Raw genomic sequence first — 22,195 nt, forward strand, 5'->3', positions numbered from 1 at the left:
CGCCATGTTCGACACCCTCCTCATCGCCAATCGCGGCGAGATCGCCTGCCGCATCATCCGCACCTGCCGCAAGCTCGGCATCCGCACGGTCGCGGTCCATTCCGAGGCCGACAGAGACGCCCTGCATGTCCGGCTCGCCGACACGGCCGTGCATATTGGCCCCGCCCCGGCGCGCGATTCCTATCTGCGCGCCGACCGCATCATCGACGCCGCGCTCAAGACCGGCGCACAGGCGATCCATCCGGGTTATGGCTTCCTGTCGGAACGGCTGGATCTGATCGCCGCCTGCGAGGCGAACGGCATCACCTTCGTCGGTCCCTCCGCCCAAGCCATCGAGGCAATGGGCGACAAGATCCGCTCCAAGCAGATCGCGCGGGAGGCCGGGGTTCCCGGCGTGCCCGGCTATGACGGCGCCGATCAGGCTCCCGCGACGCTGAAGCGCGCGGCGCTGCGCATCGGTCTGCCAGTCATGGTCAAGGCCTCGGCCGGCGGCGGCGGCAAGGGCATCCGCAAGGTTGAGATCGAAGCCGATCTCGACGCCGCCATCGCGACCGCCAGCCGCGAGGCCGAAGCCGCCTTCGGCGATGGCCGCTTGCTGATCGAGAAATTCGTGACGCGGCCGCGCCATGTCGAGGTGCAGGTCGCCGGCGACAGGCACGGCAATATCGTCCATCTCTTCGAGCGCGATTGCTCGGTGCAGCGCTCAAACCAGAAGCTGCTGGAAGAGGCCCCTGCCCCCAATCTCAAGCCGGAGGTCCGCGCCGCGCTGCATGCGCATGCGCTGAAGCTCGCCCGCGCCATCGACTACGACAATCTCGGCACCGTCGAATTCCTTGTCGACGCAACGACGCAGGAAGTGTTCTTCCTCGAGATGAACACGCGCCTGCAGGTCGAGCATCCCGTGACGGAAGCGATCACGGGGCTCGATCTGGTCGAATGGCAGATCCGCATCGCCGCCGGCGAGACGCTGCCGCGGCGCCAGGAGGAGATCGCCTGCATCGGCCACGCCATCGAGGCACGGCTGACGGCGGAGCGGGCCGAGGAAGGCTTCCAGCCCGACACCGGCACGATCACGCTCTGGCGCGAGCCGGAGGGGCTGCGCGTCGACAGCGGCGTCGAAACCGGCGGCACCGTCTCGCCCTTCTACGATTCCATGCTCGCCAAGGTCATCGCCCATGGCCCCGACCGGGAGGCGGCAAGCTGGCGCCTCGCCGATGGCTTGGAGCGCATGACGGTATTCGGCCCGGCGACGATCCGGCCTTTCCTCGTCGATGCGCTGAGACAGCCGGTGTTCGCGCGTGGCGAGGCCACGACGTTGTTCATCGGCGAGACCTGGCCTGGGGGCTGGCGGCTGCGCGCCGGCACTGCGCGGGAGCGCGATGCTCTCGCGGCAGCGATCTGGCTCGCCGGGACCAAGCCGATCGCGGCGGGGCCCTGGGGGGCGCTGACCGATTTCCGGCTGCTGGGGACGGCGGGCAAGCCCGCGGAGAGCCATCTCACCCTCAGCCATGCGGGCCAGACCAGCCGGATCAGGGTCGAAAGCCGGGGTGGCGCTTTCCGCGTCATGGCCGACGGCGAAGAAACCGAGGTCTCGGTCGCAGCAGGAGCCGACCCGACGCGATGGCGGGTGATGCTCGACGGCCGGCGCCTGACGGTCGATGCGGTGCGCGACAAGACCGGAGTCCATCTGCGCTGGGGCGCATTCGAGGGGCGGATCGAGATCGCGCTTGCGGTCGCAGCGGAGGCGGCGGCGCGCGAAGCCGCGGGCGGCTCCGGCGACGCAGTGCGGGCGGCTATGCCGGGCACCGTCGCCGCCATTCATGTCCAGGAAGGCGATAGCGTCGCTGCCGGACAGGTCGTCGCAGTGCTGGAATCGATGAAGCTCTTCATGGACCTGAAGAGCCCGGCGACCGGCATCGTGACGCGGGTTGCGGCCAAGCAGGGCGCGACCGCGGCGGCGGGCGAGCTCCTGATCGCCATCGAGCCGAACTGACTCCGTCGCCCGCGTGGGGCGTCAGGCGACGTCGTCCAAGGCCGCGATCATGCTGCGGCCCTTGCCTGCGCGTTTGGCGCCGTAGAGGGCCTGATCTGCCGCGCGCTTCAGGGTCTCGGCCGTCCAGCGCTCCGGATCAAGCGCCGGCTTGACCGAGACGCCGACGCTGGCACCCACCGACACGAGCTGTCCCAGCACGATGAACGGGGCCTGCAGAACGGCCAGGGCCCGGTCCGCCACATCAGAGAGAACCGCGATATCGTCGGTTTCCCGGACCACGATGGCGAACTCGTCGCCGCCGAGACGGGCCACAACATCGCCGGGGCGTATGACGCCCTGCAATCGCCCTGCCACCTGCTTGAGCAGATCGTCGCCGCCATGATGGCCGTGCCGGTCGTTGACCTGCTTGAAGCCGTCCAGATCGAGCAGGAGAAGGCCGAGGGCCTCCTCCTTCGCGCAGGCGTCATCGAGGGCTCGATCGAGACCTCGGCGATTGGCAAGGCCGGTGAGCGAATCATGGCTCGCGGCGAAATCGAGTTCCCGCCGCACCATCATCAGTTCCTCGAATTGGCCGATGATGTGATCCGAGCTCTCGAAGATCGAGTACAGATAGACCCCGAGCAAGACGCTGAGCGCCTGATACAGCGCATCGCCCGAGAGCAGGAAGGCAGCGATCTGCGCGCCGATGGCGAGCGAGGAAAGCCCGGCACAAATCCAGTAGCGCAGCGTCCGCAGATAAGAGCCGGCCGTCAGCGCCATGTTGAGGCCAAGGCTGAGCACGAAGCCGCCGGTATGGCCGAGATAGGCCGCACCGACCGTCAAGGTCGCGATCACGCCGGTGAAGGCGAAGGCCGTATAGGCATACCCCTTCTCCCAGGCCCGCGCCTCTTCCAGAGTCAGCCTGCGGGCGGGATCGCGGCGCTTGAATCCGACGATGTTGATGACGCGTGCGATCGTCGTGATCACGCCCGCGCCGGTGATCCACCAGAAGATCGGCTCGCCGGTCTGTACGGCCATGATCGCGGAGCCAATGATCAGGCCAGCCGCGATGCACAAAATCTGCGGCAAGGCTGCGAAGAGTCTCGAGATGATCTCGATCTCGATCTCGGCGGGCAACCGCCTTGCTCGCCTGCGGGGCCTCATCAGCAGATGCATGGCACCATGTCCTACGCGCGCGGACCTAAGATTCCCTCAGCCCGATGCAGGGCATTTTACCAATCGCGGCTTCGGAACCGCTGGCTCAGCTTTTGTTCATCGCGCTCCGGCTAAAATCGCCCAAGCTCGTCTCGCCGCCTCTCGTCACGGCGAGATTGCGGAAAGGGAAGACCATGACTCGCCACAGGCTCGCTCTCTCGGCTTTCGCCGGAGCTATGCTGCTGTCGGCCATTCCAGCAGGCGCGCAGTATTACGACCCCTACCGTCCTCCTCCGCCGCCTTACGGGTACGACCGGCCGCCTCCGCCCTACGGCTACGACCGCCCGCCCCCGCCGCCCTATGGCTATGACCGGCCGCGCTATCGGCAGCGCTACAACAACATCTGCGTCACCAGTCGCGGCGATTGCCCCACGCCGCCACTGCCTTCGGGCACCGGCTGCAGCTGCTACATCCCCGGCTTCGGCAACAAGCGTGGCGCCGTGCCTTGATGCGAGGCCCCCCGGCTTCAGGGCCGGCGGTGGCTCTCGCTGCCGAGATAGCAGATGCCCTCGCCGGGCTTGGCCTTGGGGTTGGGGAAGATGATGAAGCCGTCGCGCGGCATCGTGACGACGGTGCCGTCGGCGCGGCGGGCAATCGGCGTTCCCTCGGCGACGCGGTCGCCGGTCTTCCACGCGCCTTCGACGCGGTCGCCCTCGGCCTCGCAGATCACCAGATCGTCCATGTGGACCACGACGCGCTCGGCCGGAGCCGGCGGCGCTTCTTCGGTCAAACCGACATGGGCGAGCGCATTGCGGATCGCCTTGTAGCCGACATCGACGGAAGCCGGGTCGTCGTGGCGACCGCATTCGAGCGTCACGCCATAGCCGCCGGCGAAGCGCATGAACTCGGTCGTGCCGAAGCCCTCGGTGACGGCGAGGCGCGGCAGGTTCAGCCGTTCCCGTGCCGCGATCAGCCGGACATAGATGTCGAGCCAGCCATGGATCATCAGGTCGACGCCGAGGCTGGCGGCGAAGGCGGCTTCGGCCGGGCCATGGCGGAAGGGCTCGAGCTCGCCGCGGTTGTCGTCCGGCCCGAAGAAGACGAAGGGCACGCCCTCCCCGGTGAAGGAATGGACGTCGAGCAGCATGTCGTGCTGGCGCAGGATCGCGGAGAGGCGGTTGCCGATCCGGTCCTCGTTGTCGCTCGGTTGCGGCCGCTCGCGCAGGTCGCGGTTGAGGTTGCGGTCTCCCTCTCGGGTGTTCTGCCGATAGGCCTTGGGATTGGCGACGGGCAGGAAGGTGACCTCGCCGCGCTGGATCGCGACGCGACCAGCCCGGCAATCCTCGATCACGCGGGCGATGGCATTGGGCCCGCAGGTCTCGTTGCCATGGACGGCGCCGAGGACGAGGAGCTTCGGCCCCGCCTTCAGCCCGTGGAAGCGGATGGTTTCGAGCGGAGGATCGATCAGGTGCTGGGTCGTCATCGGTCTACTGTCAGGCTTTGCGAAGCTGCGAATGCGGATCGAGGATATCGCGCAGCCCGTCACCTAGCAGGTTGAGGCCGAGCACGGTCAGGAAAATCGCGAGACCCGGAAAGATCGAGATCCAGGGCGCGGTCGAGATCTGGTCGCGCGCATCCGAGAGCATGCTGCCCCAGCTTGGGAAGGGCGGGCGGATTCCCAGGCCCAGGAAGGAGAGCGAGGCCTCCGCCAGCACGGCACCGCCCATGCCGAGCGTGCCGATGACGATGATCGGGCCGGCGATGTTGGGCAGGATCTGCGTCAGCATGATGCGGAAGGTGCCGTAGCCGAGCGAGCGGGCGGCCTCGACATAACCCAGCTGCCTCACCGAAAGCGTCGCGGCCCGGGTCAACCGGCAGGTGAAGGACCAATTGGTGAGGCCCAGCGCGATCAGCAGGCTGGTGAGGCCGGGGTTGAGGATCGCCATGATCGCCAGCGCGAATATCAGCGAGGGAATGGCGAGCATCATGTTGGTGAGGCCGTTGACAAAATCGTCCCACCAGCCGCCCCAATAGGCGGCGGAGAGGCCGAGCGCGACGCCGATCACCGTGTTGATGAGCTGCGAGACGATGCCGACCGTCAGCGAGATGCGGGCGCCGTAGAGCACGCGGCTATAGATGTCGCGCCCCTGCGCATCGGTGCCGAACCAGAATTCCGATCCCGGCGGGATTTCGGCGTTCATCAGGTTGGCGTCCATGACGGGATCGGTGTGGGCAAACCAGGGCGCGAAGACACCGCCTGCCACGACGAGCGCGAAACAGGCCCCCCCGATCCAGAGATTGGCACGAAATTTCATGGGAAGGCCTAGCTGTACTTGATGCGCGGATCGACGACGGCGCAGAGCACGTCGACGGCGATGTTCACGACGAGGAAGAAGAGCACGATCGTCAGGATGCAGCCCTGCACGACGGGGATGTCGCGCCAGGTCACGCTGTCGACCAACAGCGAACCCAGGCCAGGCCAGGCGAAGAGCTTTTCGACGACGACCGCCTGGCCAAGAACCGAGCCGAACTGCAGGCCGAGCGTGGTCAGCACGATGACGAGCGCGTTGCGCGCGACATGCCATCGCATGACGCGGTAGGAACCCGCGCCCTTGGCGCGGGCGGTGCGGACGAAATCGGCGTGCATGACTTCGAGCACCGCTGCGCGCGTCGTGCGCGCCAACAACGCAAGCGGCGAGACGCCGAGCGCGATCGCTGGCAGCACGATGTAGCGCGGATCGCCGTCGCCATAGCCGAAGCTCGGGAACCAGCCGAGCGTCAGCGCGAAGCCGTACATCAGCAGCAGGCCGAGCCAGAACATCGGCAGCGACAGACCGGAGACGGCGAAGACCATCGAGAGCATGTCGACCCAGCTCCCCGGCTTCAGCGCCGCGAGGAAACCGAGCGGTACGCCGATGACGATGGCGAAGAGCATGGCCCCGAGCGCGAGCTGAAGGCTCGGCCAGAGCCGCTCGCCGATCTGGTTGATCACCGGCTGGCGCGTGCGAAAGGAATTGCCGAGATCGAAGGTGGCGAGGCCGCCGACATATTTCGCGAAGCGCAGCGGCAGCGGGTCGTTGAGACCGAACTGCTCGTTCATGCGCGCGATGGTTTCGGCGTCGATATTGCTGCGCCCGTCAGCCATCTGGCTGGTGGCGAAATTGCCTGGGATGACGCTGAACAGCACGAAGATCAGCGCCGCGACCGCAAGCAGGATCGGGATCGCCTGAAGCAAGCGACGCGCGATATATGGCAACATGGCGAACCCCTGATTGCGGCGATCAACGTGCCGCTATCGGAAAGATCATTCTCCGCCGTCATCCCGGGCGTAGCGACGCGGAGACCCGGGATCCATGCCGGAACGGTTCAGGCATGGATCCCGGATCAGCGCCGCTGACGCGGCTTGTCCGGGATGACCGGGGCGGTCCCTCCATCTGGGCTCCGGGCCCAGATGGAGGAGGCAGACACCGCTTACTTCGCCGCCGGCGAGGAAGCGTCGACCCAGAGGTCCTCGTAGCGCTGCAGCGCGAGCTCGGTCGCGTTCGGCTGGAGGCCGTGCAGCCAGGGCTGATAGGCCATGACCGCCTTGTTGTAGTTGAAGAACCAGACCGGGGCCTCATCCTGCAGCATGGCATTGGCCTTCTTCAGCAGCTCCAGCTGCTTGGCCGGATCGTTCTCGGCCGAGGCGTCGTCGATCAGCTTGTCATAGGCCGCGTTCTTGAAGGTGGTGTAGTTGCAGGACGAGCGCGGCGTCGCGGAGTGGAAGCACTTCAGCGCCGTCAGCGAGTCAGGGCCGGAGGTGTTCGACCAGATGAAGGCCTGGAAGTCGCCGCCCACGACGACACCGCCCAGGGCCGAGGTCTCGACCGGCTTGACCTTCACCTTGATGCCGACCTTGGCGAGCATCGGGATCGTCGCCTCGACGATCGGAATGCCCCAGCTCTCGTTCGGCGTCGCGGTCCATTCGAACTCGAAGCCGTCTGGATAGCCGGCCTCGGTCAGCAGCTTCTTGGCCTTTTCCGGATCGTAGGCGTAGGGCTTGGCGTCCTTGTCGAAGACCGGCGAGGACAGCGGCAGCCAGCCCGCGGCGCGATAGGCCTTGTCACGGACCAGGCGCTTGATGATCAGGTCGCTGTCGATGGCGTGGTTGATCGCCTGGCGCACCCGCTTGTCGGAGAAGGGCTTGAAGCTCGGATTCATGCCCATGTTGCGGGTGAAGACCTCGGCGACCTCGAGAATGCCCTTCGAGAGGTTCGCATCGGCCTTGTAGGCGACGTACTGGGTCGAACCGAGGATCGAGACATCGATCTCCTTGTTGCGGAAGGCGACGTCGCGCGCAGCCGCCTCGCCCATCGGCGAGATGACGAGCTTGTCGGCATAGGGCTTGCCGGTCTGGTAGTATTTATCCCAGCGCTCGAAGGCCATACGCGAACCGGGCACGTGCTCGACGAACTTGAACGGGCCGAGGCCGATCGGCTTGTTGAAGAAGTCGGGAGCCTGCGCTTCCTTGGCCGGAAGGATCGCGGTCATCGCGCTGAACAGGAAATAGCCGGGATCGGCCTTGTCCGTCAGCGTCATTTCGAGCGTGTAGTCGTCGATCTTCTTGAGACCGGAGATCTCCTTGGCCTGGCCCTTCTGGACATCGCTGGCGCCGACGATGCGGGCGATGTAGCGCGCGCCCGGATAGTTCTTCGCCCCGTCCATGAGGCGGGTATAGGACCAGATGATGTCGTCGGCCGTCATCTTGCGGCCGTTGTGGAAGAGCGCATCGTCGCGCAGCTTGAAAGTGTAGACCTTCCCGTCCGGCGAGACCGTCACGCTCTTGGCGAGGTCGAGCGCCGGCTTGCCGGCCTTCGCATCCCATTTGTAGAGCATGCTGTGCAGCGCATAGCCGTAGATCTCGTCCTGGATCTGGTTCGAGACATGGCTGTCATTGCTGACGAAGGATGCGCCATAGGGCGCCGTAAAGCGGATCGTCCCGCCACGGCGCGGCTCCTGGGCCTGCGCTTGCGCCTGCACTGCAAAAGCCGCCAGCGTCAGCGCGGTGGCAAAGGCAAATTTCTTCAACAACACGATTATTCCTCCCGTTTTTTTCTCATCGGCTCCGGCTGATCCGGAGTTGTTTGCTTCCAAGTGGAACCATAATGGCTTTGCCGCGCTTGTCTTCCCCTGCGCGGTCGAAGCCGGCCTCACGCCCGCTCGTAGACGACCTCGCCGCCCAGAATGGTGAGATCGCAGCGCGTGTCCTTGAGGATATCCGCCGGATCGGCCGCAAGCAGATTGCGCGAGAACACCGCAACGTCGGCGAGGAAGCCGGGGGCGAGCCGCCCCTTCACGGCTTCCTGCTTCTGAGAGAAGGCGCCGTATTCGGTGTAGGCCTGCAGGGCCTCCTCGATCGAGACGCGCTGGCCTTCGTCCATCACCGTGCCCTTCCAGGTCTGGCGGGTCAGCATGGTGTGGAAGTTCGGGAAGGGGTTGGGGTCGCAGACCGGCGCGTCGCTGCCCGTCGCCGGCTTCAGGCCGAGGTCGAACCAGGTGCGGAAGGGGTAGCTCGGCAGCGCGCGCTCCGGGCCGAGGACCTTGACGTAGGCATCGCCGAAATCATGGATGAAGACCTGCTGCGGGCAGGGATAGATCCCGGCCTTGACCATGCGCTCGTGCTGGGCCGGGGTCGAGAAGCCGCAATGCTCGATGCGATGACGGCGATCTGGATCGGGATGGGCAGCGAGCGCCTTTTCATAGGCCGTGATGAGCTGTTCGATCGCAGCGTCGCCAATGGCGTGGCAGGCGAGCTGGTAGCCCTTCTTGTGGGCGTCGAGCACCATGCGTTCGAGCTCGGCATCCTCCCACATCCAGACGCCGGTGGTCTTGTCCTCGCCGAGATAGGGCTCGGTCATCCAGGCGGTGCGCCCGCCGGCCGAACCGTCGAGGAAGAGCTTCACGGCACCGATCATCAGCATGTCATCGCCGGTGCCCGAGATCAGCCCTGCGTCGTAGCACTGCGGCACGATCGAGCGGCCGTCGTCGCCGAGCAAGGTCAGCCAGGTGCGCACCGGCAGGCGCCCGTCGCGCTTGGCGCGGTGATACGCGGCAATCTCGCCGAAGCCGCCCTTCTGGCCGACCGCAGCGTCCATGCAGCTGGTGATGCCGAGCGAGAGCAGGTAGCGGCCGCCGCGCTCGATGCCGGCGATGATATCCTCCTCGGTGGCAGCAGGGATCGCGGCTTGCACCGGGGCGCGGGCGTTCTCGGCAAGCAGGCCGGTCAGGCGGCCGTTCTGCTGCTCGATCAGGCCGCCCTGCGGCGTCGGCGACTTCTCGTCGATGCCGCCGAGACGAAGCGCCTCCGAGTTGCAGATCGCGATATGGCCGCAGGTGCGGACCAGCATCACCGGATTGTTCGGCGCGGCGCGATCGAGCTCCTCGCGATAGGGATGGCGGCCGGTGTCAAGCTTGGTCTGGTCGTAGCCGCGGGAGAGAACCCACTCGCCGGGCTTCAGCGTCGCAGCCCGGGCCGAGATCGCGGCGAGCAGCGCCTCCAGCGTCGGCGCGGCCTCGGGCTTGGAATCGACCCAGCCCATGGTCATGCCGAGCGAGACGAGATGCAGGTGCGAATCGTTGAGACCCGGTGTCGCCAGACGGCCCTTCAGATCGATTACCCGCGTCTTCGGCCCGACGAGCGGTCCGATCTCGCCATCGCTTCCGGCCGCGAGCACCCGGCCCTGCCAGATCGCCAGCGCCTCGACGACGCCGTCCTCGCGCCCGCACCAGATCGGCCCGTTGCGCAGCACGATATCGGCATGAACCGCCATGGTTATCTCCTGCATTTGCTGTCTTCGCCGGCGCTTTGCGGCCGGGCTTCAGATGTCGTCGAGCGGGAAGATCGGCCGGCGCACCTTGCGGTAGGGCCGCTCCTTGAAATTGCGCGTCGAGATCGCGCCGGTATCGACTTCCAGCACCTCGCGCGCGATCGGCTCGAAGGCGGCGCGGAAGTGCTGCATCGACTTGACGATCACTGTCGATTTCCGTGTCGGATCGACACCGAGCGAGGTGAACTGGGCGAGATCGGTCGCTTGGCCGTTATGAGTGATGACGATGATCTCGACATCGTCGACGCGCAGCAGGGCCGAGAGCCCGTAATTGCGCCAGACGCCGCCGGCCATAGGGCCGTAGCACATGAAGTATCCGTCGGTCAGCGCGACGACATGGGCGTCGAGATCGAGCGGGCCGCCGCCCATGCTGGGATCGACCTTGCCGCCGAGCTTCAGCCTGACGCGATTGCCGACACCGGCCGCCTGAGCCGCGAGCGCAGCTTCGGGGTCGCAGATCGCGTGGAAGCCGACATTCTTCAGCTTCGCGTCAAGGACCGCGCGCAGCAGGTTGGTGGCATCGCCATAGGCGCCGGAGCCGGGATTGTCGGAATAATCCGAGATCACCACAGGCTTGTAGCCGGGCTTTCCGGCGTCGGCCTCGCCAGCCTTGGCGCGGGCCATGGCCTCGGCCAGCGGCGTGAAATGGATCGAGGAGAAGCGGCGCTGCTCCCAGGCGTAGTCCATCAGCTCTTCGGCGACGGCCTGCGCCTTGCCGCGATCGTCGGCCGTGACCGCGATCGACGGGCCGATGTCGTGGACGTCGGCCGAGGAGAAGCCGGCCTGAACGCTGACGACCAGCGCATCGCCGGAGGCTTCCAGCGCATCGCCCCGGCGCAGCAATTCCAGGAACGGCGGCGAGGTGGTGCGCCCGCCGTCGAGAGCATAGAGGATCGGGCGGCGGGCGAGCGCGACCTTCGGCCTGATCTCGCCCTTCATCGCGCGTTCGAGCAGTTCCGCCGCCTGCCAGGTCCGCTCATACTGGTCGATGTGCGGATAGGTGCGGTAGGAGATCAACGCGTTGGCGTTGTCGGCCATGAGCTGCGTAACCGTTGCGTGCAGGTCGAGCACCGCGACGACCGGCACATCCGGGCCGACGCGCTTGCGCAGCCGCGCCAGCAACTCGCCTTCGCCATCATCCGAGCTCTCGGTCGCCATCGCGCCGTGGAGGTGCAGCAGCACGCCGTCGACGCCATCGGCAGCATTGACGATGTGGCCGGCAAAGACGTCGAAGGCGGCATCGGTGACGCGGCCCGAGGGATTGGCACCGGTCACCAGCGGATGAGTCAGGCTCCAGCCGAACTTGTCGGCAGCCTCGAAGGCCGCGCCCATTGAGGTGCGGGTGCCGCGGAAGGCCTCGGGGATTTCATTGCCCAGAAAGGCGCCGTGCGCCCGGAAAGTGGCTTCGTCCGTGAGCTGAACACTGAAGGTGTTCGTCTCATGCATGAACTCGGCAATCAGCACGCGCCGCGTCATTCTCTCCCTCGTCGTCTTGTTCAAATTTTTTAACAGTTTTGGCGAGACGCATTCGCAATGCCACTGATTTCCACGCATACGCCCCCTCGAATGAGGGTGCTTGTCGAAATGTGGTGAGTATGCTGAACTCGGCGGAACCAAGTCGGTGCCGGCGCATTTCCGCAGCAGTGATCTGCGAGCCCACGCCATGCCGGTCTCCCCGCAAGCTAAACGACGCCCCGCCAGGATGCGACTGCGGCGCGTTTCGTCTGACGAACTCACGATCCGCCGCGTCCGTCACGGGCGCTTCTTCGGCTATCGCGATGCGGAGGGCGAGAGAATCACGGATGAGGACACGCTGGCGCGCATCCGCTCCCTCGCGATCCCCCCGGCCTATGAAGATGTCCGGATCGCCACCGACCCGCGGGCGCATCTTCAGGCGATCGGCCATGACGAGGCCGGCCGTCTGCAGCATCGCTACCATCCCGAATGGGAGAAGGTGCGCGAACGCCGCAAGCTGAAGCGGCTGGGCCGGCTGATCGCCGCTCTGCCGAAGCTGCGGGCCCGGATCGCCGGCGACATGAAGGCCCGCACGCTTTCCCACGACAAGGCCCTCGCCTGCGCCGCCGCCATCATCGACCGCTGCCACCTGCGCGTCGGCAACGAGAGCTATGCGAAGAGCAACGGCAGCCATGGCACGTCGACGCTGCTGAAGCGGCACGTCGCGCTCACGGGCACGCGGGTCGCGCTTCATTTCCGCGGCAAGGGCGGCAAGGAGATCGCCTGCACGGTCGACGACGCTCCGCTGGCACGGGCGCTCACGCGMATCGCCGCGTTGCCAGGGCGCAGGCTGCTGCAATATCGCCGCGAAGATGGGTCCGTCGCGGCGATCCATGCGGCCGAGATCAACGCTTATCTGAAGCAGGCCTGCGGCCTGCCGGTCAGCAGCAAGGATCTGCGGATGCTCGCCGCCAACGCTGCGGCAGCGGAGTTGCTGCTGGCTGCAGAGGAGGTCGCGAGCGAGGCCGGACGCAAGCGCCAGCTCGCCGACATCATGCGCGCGGTCTCGGAGCGCCTCGTCAACACGCCGGCCGTGGTGCGCAAGAGCTATGTCCACGCCATCGTCATCGATGCCTATGCCAGCGGGCGGCTGCAGCGCAGCTACGCCAGGGCTCGCGCCCGAGCTGGGTGCTCGCGGATCGAGCGCGCGCTCGGGCTGCTGGCGGGCTGAAGCCAGCGGGAACAATGCCGCGGCTCGCAGCTTGGTCCAGTATCTGACATGCACCCATGGAGGCCGAGATGCTCAACCGTGTCGGTTCACCAAAGCCGATCGAGACGCCGCAGCCGCCCGCTCAGTCGGTGGCCACCGGAAAGCGCCCCGGGCCGTCGCCGCACTCCGCCCATCCGACAGGCCCCGCCCCGCCATTCGAGTATGAGGAGGAGCCGCCGCAGACGGATTTCCAGGCAGGCGCGAAGAAGCTACCGTCTGGCGAAGGCTCTGGACGGAATTGATGGAATGAACAGGGATTGGGGCTTCGTTGTGTGGATCGTCGTGATCGCGATTCCACTGGGGATTGCGCTGGCGGCGCGTTGGGCAGGCGCGCGGGGGCCCGGCGCCACCATGCTCGACAAGCCGAGCGCCGAGGATCCGCGAGATCCCATTTAAGATACTGATATCGTTATTTCATTTATTTTCCTGAGATTTTCGGGAACCTGCCTGTTTGCTTCCGCGTTTCGTCGCCGCTGAATCCTGGCGGCGGAGACAGACATGGACGAAGAGAGAATCAAGCGCATTGCCCGCGCGATGTGCAGGGCTGCGCGGCTCGACCCCGACAAGCCGGCCGGCAACAAGGGCCCCTATACGATGTCGATGCAGGAACCGGGATACGAAAGCCCGCAGCCTGCCTGGATGCTTTTCTGGAAGGAGGCGGCGCAGTTCGCCGCACGGCATGGCGAGGTCGCCGTCCGGCTCTGACCTCATCACGAAGCGGCCACTCGCCTGCATGCGACGGTGGCCATGACAAGGCCCGGCACCCCGACAAGGATGCCGGGCCTTTCTGTCTGATGAGGCTTCTCGCTGAAGCTACAGCGTCTTGAACGTCGGGTAGTAGCCGCGGTAGCTCTTCTCGAGGATCGCCCCGCCGCCGCGCGACTTCAGCTCCTCGGCGACGGCGAGGCCGAGTTCCCGCGCCTGCTCGGGCGCGGCGCTGTCGCTGGCTTCGACACGCTCCGCTCCCTCGACGGACGTGACCTGCGCGTGCAGGGTCAGGCGGCCATCGGCCCAGCTGGCGCAGGCACCGACCGGCAAGCTGCAGCCGGCACCCAGCGCATGCATCATCTCGCGCTCGGCTTCGACCTCTGCACGAGCCTTGGGGCATTGGATCGCCTGCAGGATCTCGATCACGGCGGCATCGTCGGCGCGGGCTTCCAGGCCCAGCGCCCCCTGCCCGACGGCATAGGGGAAAAGCTCGGATGCCAGCACCTCGGACGATGCAACGTCCAGCCCGAGCCGGCGCAGCCCAGCTTGGGCGAGGATGACGGCATCGAGCGGATCGTCGCCGCCGATCTTGGCGAGGCGCGGGCCGACATTGCCGCGAATCGGCACGACGGTAACGTCGGGTCGCAGGTTGAGGATTTGCGCGCGGCGCCGCAGCGAGCCGGTCCCGATGCGAGCCCCCTCCCGGAGCGAAGCCATCGTCGCACCGCAGAGCGCGTCGCGCGGGTCCTCGCGCGGCGGCACGGAGGCAAGGACGAGGCCCTCCTGCAGGGCGGTCGGCAGGTCCTTCAGGGAATGAACGACGAAATCGACCTCGCGGCGCACGAGCTGCTGCTCGTGCTCGACGGCGAAGACACCGACCATGCCGAACTGATGGAATTCGGAGACGCGGTCACGATCAGCGATGGTGGCGATCTGGCAGAGGGTGAATTCCGTCTCCGGAAACTTCTCCCGGATCAACCCCATGATCTGATTGGTCTGCGCCATCGCCAGCGGGCTGCGGCGCGTGCCGATCCTCAGATGCATGACTTCTTACTTTCGATCCTATCCGGCCGGGCCGGTTGCGGCGGTCTATAACAGGGGGGCAGCTGGCTGACGAGTGGCGCGCACGCACGCGGGCGCTGCGCCTGATCAACCGCCCTGCCGTAGCTCCTCCATCCCCTGCTGCAATACCTCAAACACACGCGGATCGCGCGACTGGGCGACATTGAAGCGCATGAAGCCGCCCGCGCCTTGCGAGACGCTGAAGACGTTGCCGGGCGCCAGCACAACGTTCCGCGCCACAGCCAGCCGCGCAAGCCCGGCGGAATCGACGCCCTCAGGCAGGCGGCACCAGAGGTAGAAGCCGCCGCGCGGCATCAGCCATGGCACGATGCCGAGCATCTCCAGCCGGGTGGCGGCCTCGCGGCGAGCCTGGGCGAGGCGGCGGCGCACCTCCTCCATATGCTTGCGATAACCTCCCTCGGCGAGCACGCCTGCGACCAGATCGGCCGCGACCGGGCCGGGGCCGCCGAAATTCGTCGCGACCTGAAGGTCGACCAACCCATCGATCCAATCCGCGCGCGCGGCGATGTAGCCGCAGCGCAGGGAGGCCGAGAGCGTCTTCGAGAAGCTGCCTATGCGGATCACCCGGTCGAGCCCGTCGAGCAAAGCGAGGCGCGGCGACCGTTCCGGCTCGAAATCGGCGAAGATCTCGTCCTCGACGATGGTGAGATCCTGAGCAGCCGCGATTTGCAGGACACGGAAGGCCGTCTGCGACGAGAGGCTGGCCCCGGTTGGGTTGTGCAGCCCGGAATTGGTGAGGTAGAGGCGCGGCCGCTCGGCAGAAACCAGCGCCTCGAAAGCCGAGACGTCCGGCCCCGATGGCGTATAGGGCACGCCGAGCACGCGCAGCTGATGTGCCCGCAGCAACGCCTGGAAGTTGAAATAGCAGGGATCGTCGACAAGGACGGTGTCGCCCGGCCGCAGCAGGAAGCGGCAGACCAGATCGAGCGCCTGCGTCCCCGACCCGGTCAGCAGGAGCTGTTCGGGACCGGCGGCGAGCCCCTCCTCGGCGAAACGCCCGAGCAGATGGCGTCGCAGCGCCGGCGAGCCGCGCGTCCCGCCATATTCGGAGAGAACCGGGTCCTGCGCCCGCGCCAAAGCGCGAAAGCCGCGGCGCAGCGCCTCGCCCGGCATCCAGTCGGCCGGGAGCCAGCCACAACCCGGCTTCAGAGCGGCCTCATCCGCATCGAGCGACTGGCGCGAGACCCAGAAGGGATCGACAGCGCGCTCGTGCGGCGAGGCGGCCTGCGTCAATGCCAGGGGCGGCAGGCCATTGCCGGTGACATAGAAGCCAGAGCCCTGGCGGGCGCGGATCAGGCCTTCCGCGGCCAGCCGGTCATAAGCCTCGACAACGGTGGACGGCGAAACCCGCATCGTCGCGGCGAAACGGCGGATCGACGGCAACCGGTCGCCAGGGGCCAGAGACCGAGCCGCGAGCTTGTCCCGAATGGCGGCCATCACCACCGCCGTCCGCCCCTGCCCGGCGTCGACTACGCTCGGATCGACAACTGTCATGATGTCCATACCCATACAGTTCCAATCGAATGTATCGGATTGTCACTGTTCCGGCCAGCGCAGACTGCCTAGACCTGCGAGGATGCAGAACAGGGCAGCGACGATGCAGCAGGACGGGGCCGGCAAGGGATGGGGCAGCGGCCTCATCGGCGTGCTGATCTTCAGCGGCTCCCTGCCGGCCACGCGCGTCGCCGTCGCCGGCTTCTCGCCGCTCTTCCTCACTTCCGCCCGCGCCGTGATCGCGGCGCTTCTGGGCGCGTTCTTCCTCGTCCTGCTGCGCCAGAAGCGGCCGGAACGCTCCGATCTCGGCCCGCTCGCCATCGTCGCGCTCGGCGTCGTTCTCGGCTTTCCGCTGCTGACGGCGCTGGCGCTCCAGCACATCGCGGCGGCCCGCTCGATCGTGTTCGTCGGGCTGCTGCCGCTGGCGACGGCACTGTTCGGCGTGATGCGCGCCGGCGAGCGGCCGAAACCGGCCTTCTGGCTGTTCTCCGTGGTCGGCGCTGCGACCGTCGCAGGCTTCGCGCTCGCCCATAGCGAGGGCGGTTCGCTCACCGGCGACCTGCTGATGATCGCCGCCATCCTGCTCTGCGGCCTTGGCTATGCCGAAGGTGCGGCGCTCTCGCGCCGGCTCGGCGGCTGGCAGGTCATCTCCTGGGCGCTGCTGCTGTCACTGCCGGCGATGGCCGTGCTGACGCTGCTGTTCCTCCCGGCATCCTGGCAGGGCATCGGGACGCCCGCCTGGCTCGGCCTGGCCTATGTCTCGGTCTTCAGCATGCTGGTCGGCTTCGTGTTCTGGTACCGCGGGCTGGCGCTGGGCGGCATCGCCGGCGTCGGGCAGCTCCAGCTCCTGCAGCCCTTCTTCGGCCTGCTGCTTGCCGGCCTGCTGCTGCATGAGCCCATCGCCTGGACGATGGTCGCAGTGACGGGCGTGGTTGTCCTCTGCGTTGCGGGCGCAAAGCGCTTCGCGTGAGCCTCGCAGGCTTCGCCGCGGCACCGAAGCATCAGAAGCGGGCCGAGGCGGAGAGGGTTACCTGGCCATCAGCGCGACCAGGATCGGCCCCCAGGCAGTCAGGAGAATGTTCCCGATCGCATAGGGCACTGTGTAGCCCAGAGCGGGGACGCTGCTCTGAGCTTCGTCCTGGATCGCCCTGAGAGCAGCCGTGATCGTGCCCGCTCCGGCACAGGCGCCGAGCACGATGAGGGGATCCATCTTCAGGACATATCGGCCGAAGAGGATGCCCAGCGTGTGCGGAAGCAGCGCGGAGACGAGCCCGACGACGACCAGGCTGAGCCCGGTCGTCTTCAGCCCGGAGATGAAGCTCGGGCCCGCGCCGAGGCCGACGATGCCGATGAACACGCACAGGCCGACCGTATCGAAGATCCAGATCGCCGGTTCGGGTATGCGGCCGAAGTAGGGATAGGCCGACCGCAGCCAGCCGAAGGCCAGCCCCATGATGAGCGCGCCGCCGCTGGCGGTCAGCGTCAGCGGGATCCCGCCGACGACGACGCTCAGGAGCCCGACCAGACCGCCCAGGAAGATGCCGAGACCGACGAACACCATGTCGGTCGCAGACGTCCGCCTGTCGGGGTAGCCGAGTTTCTCCGCAGCGCGTTCGACTGCATGCATCGGTCCGATGATCGAGAGGACATCGCCGCGATTGACCTTGCTTTCCGCCTCGATCGGCATGGCCAAACCGGAGCGCATCAGCCGGGCGAGGAAGACGCCGCGGGCGAAATCCTGATTAGCGAGCTCCGCCAAGCGCTGCCCGTCGAGGGAACGGTTGGTCAGGACCACGTCGAGCGACTCGATGGGGATATCGAGAAGACCGGGATCGCTGACCTCCGGGCCGATGAGGTCGCCGTGATTTGCGTGGACCTCCTGCCGGGCCATGACGGCGACGATGTCGCCTGCGCGGATCACGAGATTGGGCTCGGGCTCGCGCAGGGTATCGCCTGAACGGATGCGCAGCAGGTAGGCACGCGCCACGCGTGGAAGCGCCTCGATCTCGGCGACAGTCCGACCGACGAACTGCTCATTGGTGACGCGATAGGTCCGCGTATCGAAAAGGCGCGCGGCCGAGACCACGCCGTCTGCCTCGCTGACCTGCCCCGATGATTGCGAGGCCATTGCGGCCGCGGTCTCCTTCAAATCGATGCCCATCAGCTTCGGGCCGATCTTCGGCAGGAACCAGACCAGCGAGGCGGTGCCGACGAGATAGGTGACGGCGTAGGCGACAGGGATGTTGTTGACCAGCGCCGTCCGTTCGGACTGGGGAAGATCGAGGCGCTGGATCGCCTCGCCCGCGGTTCCGATCACGGTCGATTCCGAAAAGGCGCCGGCGAGCAGGCCGGCAGCAGTCCCGATGTCGTAGCCGAGGAGCTTCGCGAACCCGAATGCCGAGAGGAGGCAGGTCACGCAGAGCACGACCGTCAGCGCGACCTGTGGAATGGCATCGCGCTTGAGGGCGCGAAAGAACTGGGGGCCGACCTTGTAGCCGGTCGTGAACAGGAACAGATCGAAGAAGACCGCCTTCACCGCGGCAGGCACCTTGATATCGAGCTGGCCGATCACGACGCCCGCCAGCAGGCAGCCGACGACGATGCCGAGGCTGAAGCTGCCGAATTTCAGCCGGCCGACCAGAAAACCGAGGGCGATGGTCAGGAAGATTGCGAGCTCGGGATTGCCACGCAAGGCGTCAACGACGAAACTCATGCCCCCCTCCCCGCAAATGCGCTCTCGCATAGAGCGGAACGACCCGATGGCGCTGATCGGCCATCAGGCCTGCGCGACAGCGCGGCCCTCAGGACTTCTCCTTGAGGGCGAGTTTGTAGGCCTCGAAGGCCTGCCGATAGCCACGAGCGACCGCACGCGTCGCCCGGCCGATCTGGCTGTAGACCTCGTCGTCGAGATTGGCGAAGGAGACGCGCACCGACCAGTCCGGCGCATGGAAGCCGCCACCGTTCAGCAACACGATGCCGTGGTCCTCGGCCAGCCTGAACACGATGTCGAGCGGGTGGATGTGCTGCTTCATATAGGCCACCACCTCGGGGCCGACATATTTGTTGGCCCAGAACTCGAAATCGACCAGCCCGTAATAGCGGTCGTGAAGCGGATTGTCGGGCACCTCTATGCCCAATCCCTCGATCATCCTGTCGGCGCGAGACCTGACGATATCCATGCAGGTCTTCTGATAGAGCTTGGCCTCGTCCATCATCTCGGACAGCGAGAACAGCGACATCATCACCTGCTGCGGTAGCGACAAGCCGGCGGTGTGGTTGAGGGCGATGTCGCGGCTGTCGGCGACGATGCGGTCGATCAGCCTCATCTCGCGCGGCTTCAGCGTCAGCGGCCCGTACCGCGTATCGAGCACCGTCAGGATCTTCTCGGGATGGTTCGCGATCGCCTTGTCGAAGATATTGTCGCGATGGATGGCGATGACGCCGAGCCGCCAGCCGGTGCAGCCGAAATACTTGGAGTAGGAGTAGACCCCGATCGTATTGCGCGGGAGCGCGCCGAGCAGGCCGCGGAAGCCCTTCACGAAGGTTCCGTAGACATCGTCGGTCAGGAGCAGCAGATCGGGGCGCTTCGTCGTGACCAGCTTGACGATCTTGGCGATCGTCTCCTCGCTCAGCGCGACAGCGGAGGGATTGCCGGGGTTGACCACGAAGAAGGCCTTGACCTTCGGGTCCTCCAGCTTCTTCAGCTCCTCGTCGGTGAACTGGAAGCGGTTCTCCTGCGGCGCCGCCACGGTGACGATGTTGAGGCCGTAATCCTCGAGATGCGGCATTTCGAGATAGGGGGTGAAGATCGGCGTCGCCAGGGCGATCGTGTCGCCGGGGTTCAGCAGCCTATTGGCCTTCAGCGACTTGAAGATGTAGCACATCGCCGCCGTGCCGCCCTCGACGGCATAGAGGTCGAACTGGCCGGGGGGGCGCGGCTCGCCGCACATCGCCCACATCAGGTACTCGTGCACGATGCGCTCGTTGTGGACGAGCATGCGGTCCGGCACCGGGTAGTTGTCGCCGATGATCGAGTCGACCAGCTCGTGCACGAAGGCATCAGGCTTGAAGTCGAACTTCTTGACGGCGAAGGCGACCATCTCGCGCAAGAAGGTGGCGCCGGGGGAATCTTTGTGCGCGGTCAGCCAATCCTCCAGCCGCGCGGCGATGCCGTCGGCCTTGGGCATGCCGCCGATGCCGGCGGGCTTGTTCATCACGCGGCGGCTTTCGGTGATCGCGAATTGCCCGAGCAGGAAGAAGCCTTCGCGCGGTGTCATCGCCACCCAGTTGGGGTTGCCGCGGCCGGCGTTGAGCATCGCGATCGACGAGTCCTGAGCCGTCAGCTTGGCAAGGCGGATGAGCTCGTCCTTGATCTCGAAGGGGCTGAGTTTCTCGAAGCTCCGCAGAGTGACAGGATCCATGACAAACTCCTGATATGAGCCTGAAATCGAATGGTTTCGCCTGGTTTTGTCAGGTCAGCAGAATGATGATCACCATGCCCCAGATGGTCAGAAGCGTGTTCCCGACCGCGTAGGTCACGGTGTAACCGAGCGCCGGAACCTGGCTGCCCGCGGTCTCGCAGATCATTCCGAGGGCGGCCGTCGTGGTGCGCGCCCCGGCGCAGGCGCCAAGCAGGATCGCCGGATCGAACCGGAACACATACTTGCCGGCGAACATCGCCAGGATCAGCGGGACGGCCGTCGCCAGAGCGCCCCAGAGGAAGAGGCCGACGCCCTGCGTCTGCAGCCCTTTGACGAAGCCGGGGCCGGCCGAGATGCCGACGACGGCGATGAACATGTTGAGGCCGACCGAATTCATGAACCAGACGGTCGAGCTCGGGATGCGGCCGAAGACCGGGCGCACCGACCGCAGCCAGCCGAAGACGAGACCGGAGATCAGCGCACCGCCTGCGGTCGACAGCGTCAGCGGGACACCGCCGACCTTGAACACGAGCGCGCCGATGAGCGCGCCGAGCGTGATCGCACCGCCGATGAAGGCGACATCGGCGACATCGCTCGGGCGATCCGCATGGCCGACGGTCTTCGCGACCGCGGCGATGTCCTGGGTGCGGCCGACGACGGTCAGGATGTCGCCGCGATGAATGATCGTGTCCGGCAGGATCGGGATGCTGACGGCGGTCGCGCCGCGGACGATCTTGCGCAGGAAGACGCCGCGGGCCGCCGGCATCTGGGAGAGCTCGGTCAGCGTCTTGCCATCGGCGTCCTTGCTGGTGACGTAGATGTCGACGCCCTCGGCCTTCAGGTCGAGCAGCTCGGGGTCCTCGATCTCCTCGGCATTCTGACCGATCAGGTTGACCAGCGTCTCGCGCGGACCGGCGAGAGCGATGACGTCCCCCTCCCGCAGAATCGTGTCGGCGGTCGCGTCCTCGATGACGCCGTTGCGGCGGATGCGCTCGACGAAGACGCGGGCGTCCGGCACCAGGGCCTCGGCCTCTGCGGCGCGCATGCCGGCGACCTTGGCGCCGGTGCGGAGCCGGAAGGCGCGGAGCTCGAAGCGCCGCCAGACGGAGCCCGGACCTCCGATCTCCTTGCCGCCGCCGAGCCGGGCCTCGTAGTCCTTGCAGGCCTTGGCGAGATCGATCCCGAGCAGCTTCGGGCCGAGCTGGGCGAGAACGACGGCCGAACCGACGGTGCCGAAGATGTAGGTGACCGCATAGGCGACCGGCATGGCATCGAGATATTCCTTGGTTTGTTCGGCCGACAGCCCAAGGCGGTTGATGGCGTCGGTCGCCAGACCCATCGAGGCCGAGATCGTCTGTGATCCGGCATAGAGGCCGGCCGCGTAGCCCGGATGGTAGCCGGCGATCTTCGCGATCGCGACGGGAACCGCCAGGCAGAACACGGTGACGACAACCGCAAAGATCGCCTGCGGCGCGCCGTCCTTGGCAATGCCGCGAACGAACTGCGGGCCGACGCCGTAGCCGACGGCAAACAGGAAGAGCAGGAAGAAGGTCGATTTCACATTGGGGGAGATCGTGATGCCGAGCTGGCCGATGATGACGGCGGCAATCAGCGTCGAGGTCACCGCGCCGAGGCTGAAGCCCTTATAGGCGAAGCCGCCGACATAGTATCCGATCGCCAGCGAGAGGAAGAGCGAGATCTCCGGGTAGCTTCTCAGGGTGGCAGCGAACCAGTCGAACATTCCATTCCCCCAATTGCTGGCAGTCGGGAT

18 protein-coding genes are annotated in these 22,195 nt (G+C 66.5%); 6 read left to right on the top strand and 12 right to left on the bottom strand.

The window, feature by feature from the left end; genetic code table 11:
- Positions 1–4 precede the first annotated feature (4 nt).
- Positions 5–1,993, top strand: coding sequence for an acetyl/propionyl/methylcrotonyl-CoA carboxylase subunit alpha (locus tag AC1DIN_RS07330; RefSeq protein ID WP_476809222.1), 1,989 nt, complete (start codon positions 5–7; stop codon positions 1,991–1,993).
- A gap of 21 nt (positions 1,994–2,014) precedes the next feature.
- On the opposite strand, the gene AC1DIN_RS07335 is transcribed toward AC1DIN_RS07330, so the two are convergent.
- The gene (locus AC1DIN_RS07335; RefSeq protein WP_476809223.1) at positions 2,015–3,109 is read right to left on the bottom strand and encodes a diguanylate cyclase domain-containing protein; all 1,095 of its coding nucleotides are present in this window, start codon (positions 3,107–3,109) and stop codon (positions 2,015–2,017) included.
- A gap of 212 nt (positions 3,110–3,321) precedes the next feature.
- Between AC1DIN_RS07335 and AC1DIN_RS07340 the strand changes: the two genes are divergently transcribed.
- Positions 3,322–3,636 carry a hypothetical protein gene (locus AC1DIN_RS07340; RefSeq protein ID WP_476809224.1) on the top strand — a complete coding sequence of 105 codons (315 nt, stop codon included), beginning with the start codon at positions 3,322–3,324 and terminating at the stop codon, positions 3,634–3,636.
- A 17-nt stretch (positions 3,637–3,653) separates the two neighbouring features.
- Here the strand turns inward: AC1DIN_RS07340 and AC1DIN_RS07345 are convergent, their stop codons facing one another.
- The 6 genes from AC1DIN_RS07345 to AC1DIN_RS07370 all read right to left on the bottom strand — a co-directional run bounded on the left by AC1DIN_RS07345 (position 3,654) and on the right by AC1DIN_RS07370 (position 11,469).
- Entirely contained in the window at positions 3,654–4,610 is a 957-nt protein-coding gene (locus tag AC1DIN_RS07345) for a succinylglutamate desuccinylase/aspartoacylase family protein (RefSeq protein ID WP_476809225.1), read from the bottom strand.
- A 10-nt stretch (positions 4,611–4,620) separates the two neighbouring features.
- Positions 4,621–5,442, bottom strand: coding sequence for an ABC transporter permease (locus AC1DIN_RS07350; protein ID WP_441471384.1), 822 nt, complete (start codon positions 5,440–5,442; stop codon positions 4,621–4,623).
- Positions 5,443–5,450: 8 nt separating this feature from the next.
- The gene (locus tag AC1DIN_RS07355; RefSeq protein ID WP_441471385.1) at positions 5,451–6,386 is read right to left on the bottom strand and encodes an ABC transporter permease; all 936 of its coding nucleotides are present in this window, start codon (positions 6,384–6,386) and stop codon (positions 5,451–5,453) included.
- Between the two features lie 212 nt (positions 6,387–6,598).
- Positions 6,599–8,194 carry an ABC transporter substrate-binding protein gene (locus AC1DIN_RS07360; RefSeq protein WP_476803965.1) on the bottom strand — a complete coding sequence of 532 codons (1,596 nt, stop codon included), beginning with the start codon at positions 8,192–8,194 and terminating at the stop codon, positions 6,599–6,601.
- A 122-nt stretch (positions 8,195–8,316) separates the two neighbouring features.
- A complete protein-coding gene (locus AC1DIN_RS07365) occupies positions 8,317–9,942 on the bottom strand; it encodes an amidohydrolase (RefSeq protein WP_476809386.1) in 1,626 nt (541 codons plus the stop codon).
- A 42-nt stretch (positions 9,943–9,984) separates the two neighbouring features.
- Positions 9,985–11,469: a M81 family metallopeptidase gene (locus AC1DIN_RS07370; RefSeq protein WP_476809226.1), complete on the bottom strand. Its 1,485-nt coding sequence runs from the start codon at positions 11,467–11,469 to the stop codon at positions 9,985–9,987.
- Between the two features lie 226 nt (positions 11,470–11,695).
- On the opposite strand from AC1DIN_RS07370, the gene AC1DIN_RS07375 reads away from it, so the two are divergent.
- From AC1DIN_RS07375 to AC1DIN_RS07385, 3 genes are all read left to right on the top strand, one after another.
- Positions 11,696–12,679: a DNA topoisomerase IB gene (locus tag AC1DIN_RS07375; RefSeq protein ID WP_476809227.1), complete on the top strand. Its 984-nt coding sequence runs from the start codon at positions 11,696–11,698 to the stop codon at positions 12,677–12,679.
- A gap of 285 nt (positions 12,680–12,964) precedes the next feature.
- Positions 12,965–13,114: a hypothetical protein gene (locus AC1DIN_RS07380; RefSeq protein ID WP_476809228.1), complete on the top strand. Its 150-nt coding sequence runs from the start codon at positions 12,965–12,967 to the stop codon at positions 13,112–13,114.
- Positions 13,115–13,216: 102 nt separating this feature from the next.
- Positions 13,217–13,423 (top strand): hypothetical protein, encoded by a 207-nt coding sequence (locus AC1DIN_RS07385; protein WP_476809229.1) that lies wholly within the window; start codon positions 13,217–13,219, stop codon positions 13,421–13,423.
- 108 nt (positions 13,424–13,531) lie between these two features.
- Here AC1DIN_RS07385 and hemC read toward each other — a convergent pair whose 3' ends face one another.
- Positions 13,532–14,470, bottom strand: a complete 939-nt coding sequence (hemC, locus tag AC1DIN_RS07390; RefSeq protein ID WP_476809230.1) for a hydroxymethylbilane synthase — start codon at positions 14,468–14,470, stop codon at positions 13,532–13,534.
- A 105-nt stretch (positions 14,471–14,575) separates the two neighbouring features.
- Positions 14,576–16,003: an aminotransferase-like domain-containing protein gene (locus tag AC1DIN_RS07395; RefSeq protein WP_476809231.1), complete on the bottom strand. Its 1,428-nt coding sequence runs from the start codon at positions 16,001–16,003 to the stop codon at positions 14,576–14,578.
- Positions 16,004–16,085: 82 nt separating this feature from the next.
- On the opposite strand from AC1DIN_RS07395, the gene AC1DIN_RS07400 reads away from it, so the two are divergent.
- Complete coding sequence (locus AC1DIN_RS07400) at positions 16,086–16,973, top strand: DMT family transporter (RefSeq protein ID WP_476809232.1); 888 nt, start codon at positions 16,086–16,088, stop codon at positions 16,971–16,973.
- A gap of 57 nt (positions 16,974–17,030) precedes the next feature.
- On the opposite strand, the gene aspT (AC1DIN_RS07405) is transcribed toward AC1DIN_RS07400, so the two are convergent.
- The 3 genes from aspT (AC1DIN_RS07405) to aspT (AC1DIN_RS07415) all read right to left on the bottom strand — a co-directional run bounded on the left by aspT (AC1DIN_RS07405) (position 17,031) and on the right by aspT (AC1DIN_RS07415) (position 22,165).
- Complete coding sequence (aspT, locus tag AC1DIN_RS07405; protein WP_476766096.1) at positions 17,031–18,716, bottom strand: aspartate-alanine antiporter; 1,686 nt, start codon at positions 18,714–18,716, stop codon at positions 17,031–17,033.
- Between the two features lie 88 nt (positions 18,717–18,804).
- Positions 18,805–20,424, bottom strand: coding sequence for a bifunctional aspartate transaminase/aspartate 4-decarboxylase (locus tag AC1DIN_RS07410; protein WP_476809233.1), 1,620 nt, complete (start codon positions 20,422–20,424; stop codon positions 18,805–18,807).
- 49 nt (positions 20,425–20,473) lie between these two features.
- A complete protein-coding gene (aspT, locus tag AC1DIN_RS07415) occupies positions 20,474–22,165 on the bottom strand; it encodes an aspartate-alanine antiporter (RefSeq protein ID WP_476809234.1) in 1,692 nt (563 codons plus the stop codon).
- Positions 22,166–22,195: the final 30 nt, after the last annotated feature.

It is taken from the genome of Allobosea sp. 05T438, assembly GCF_056396025.1.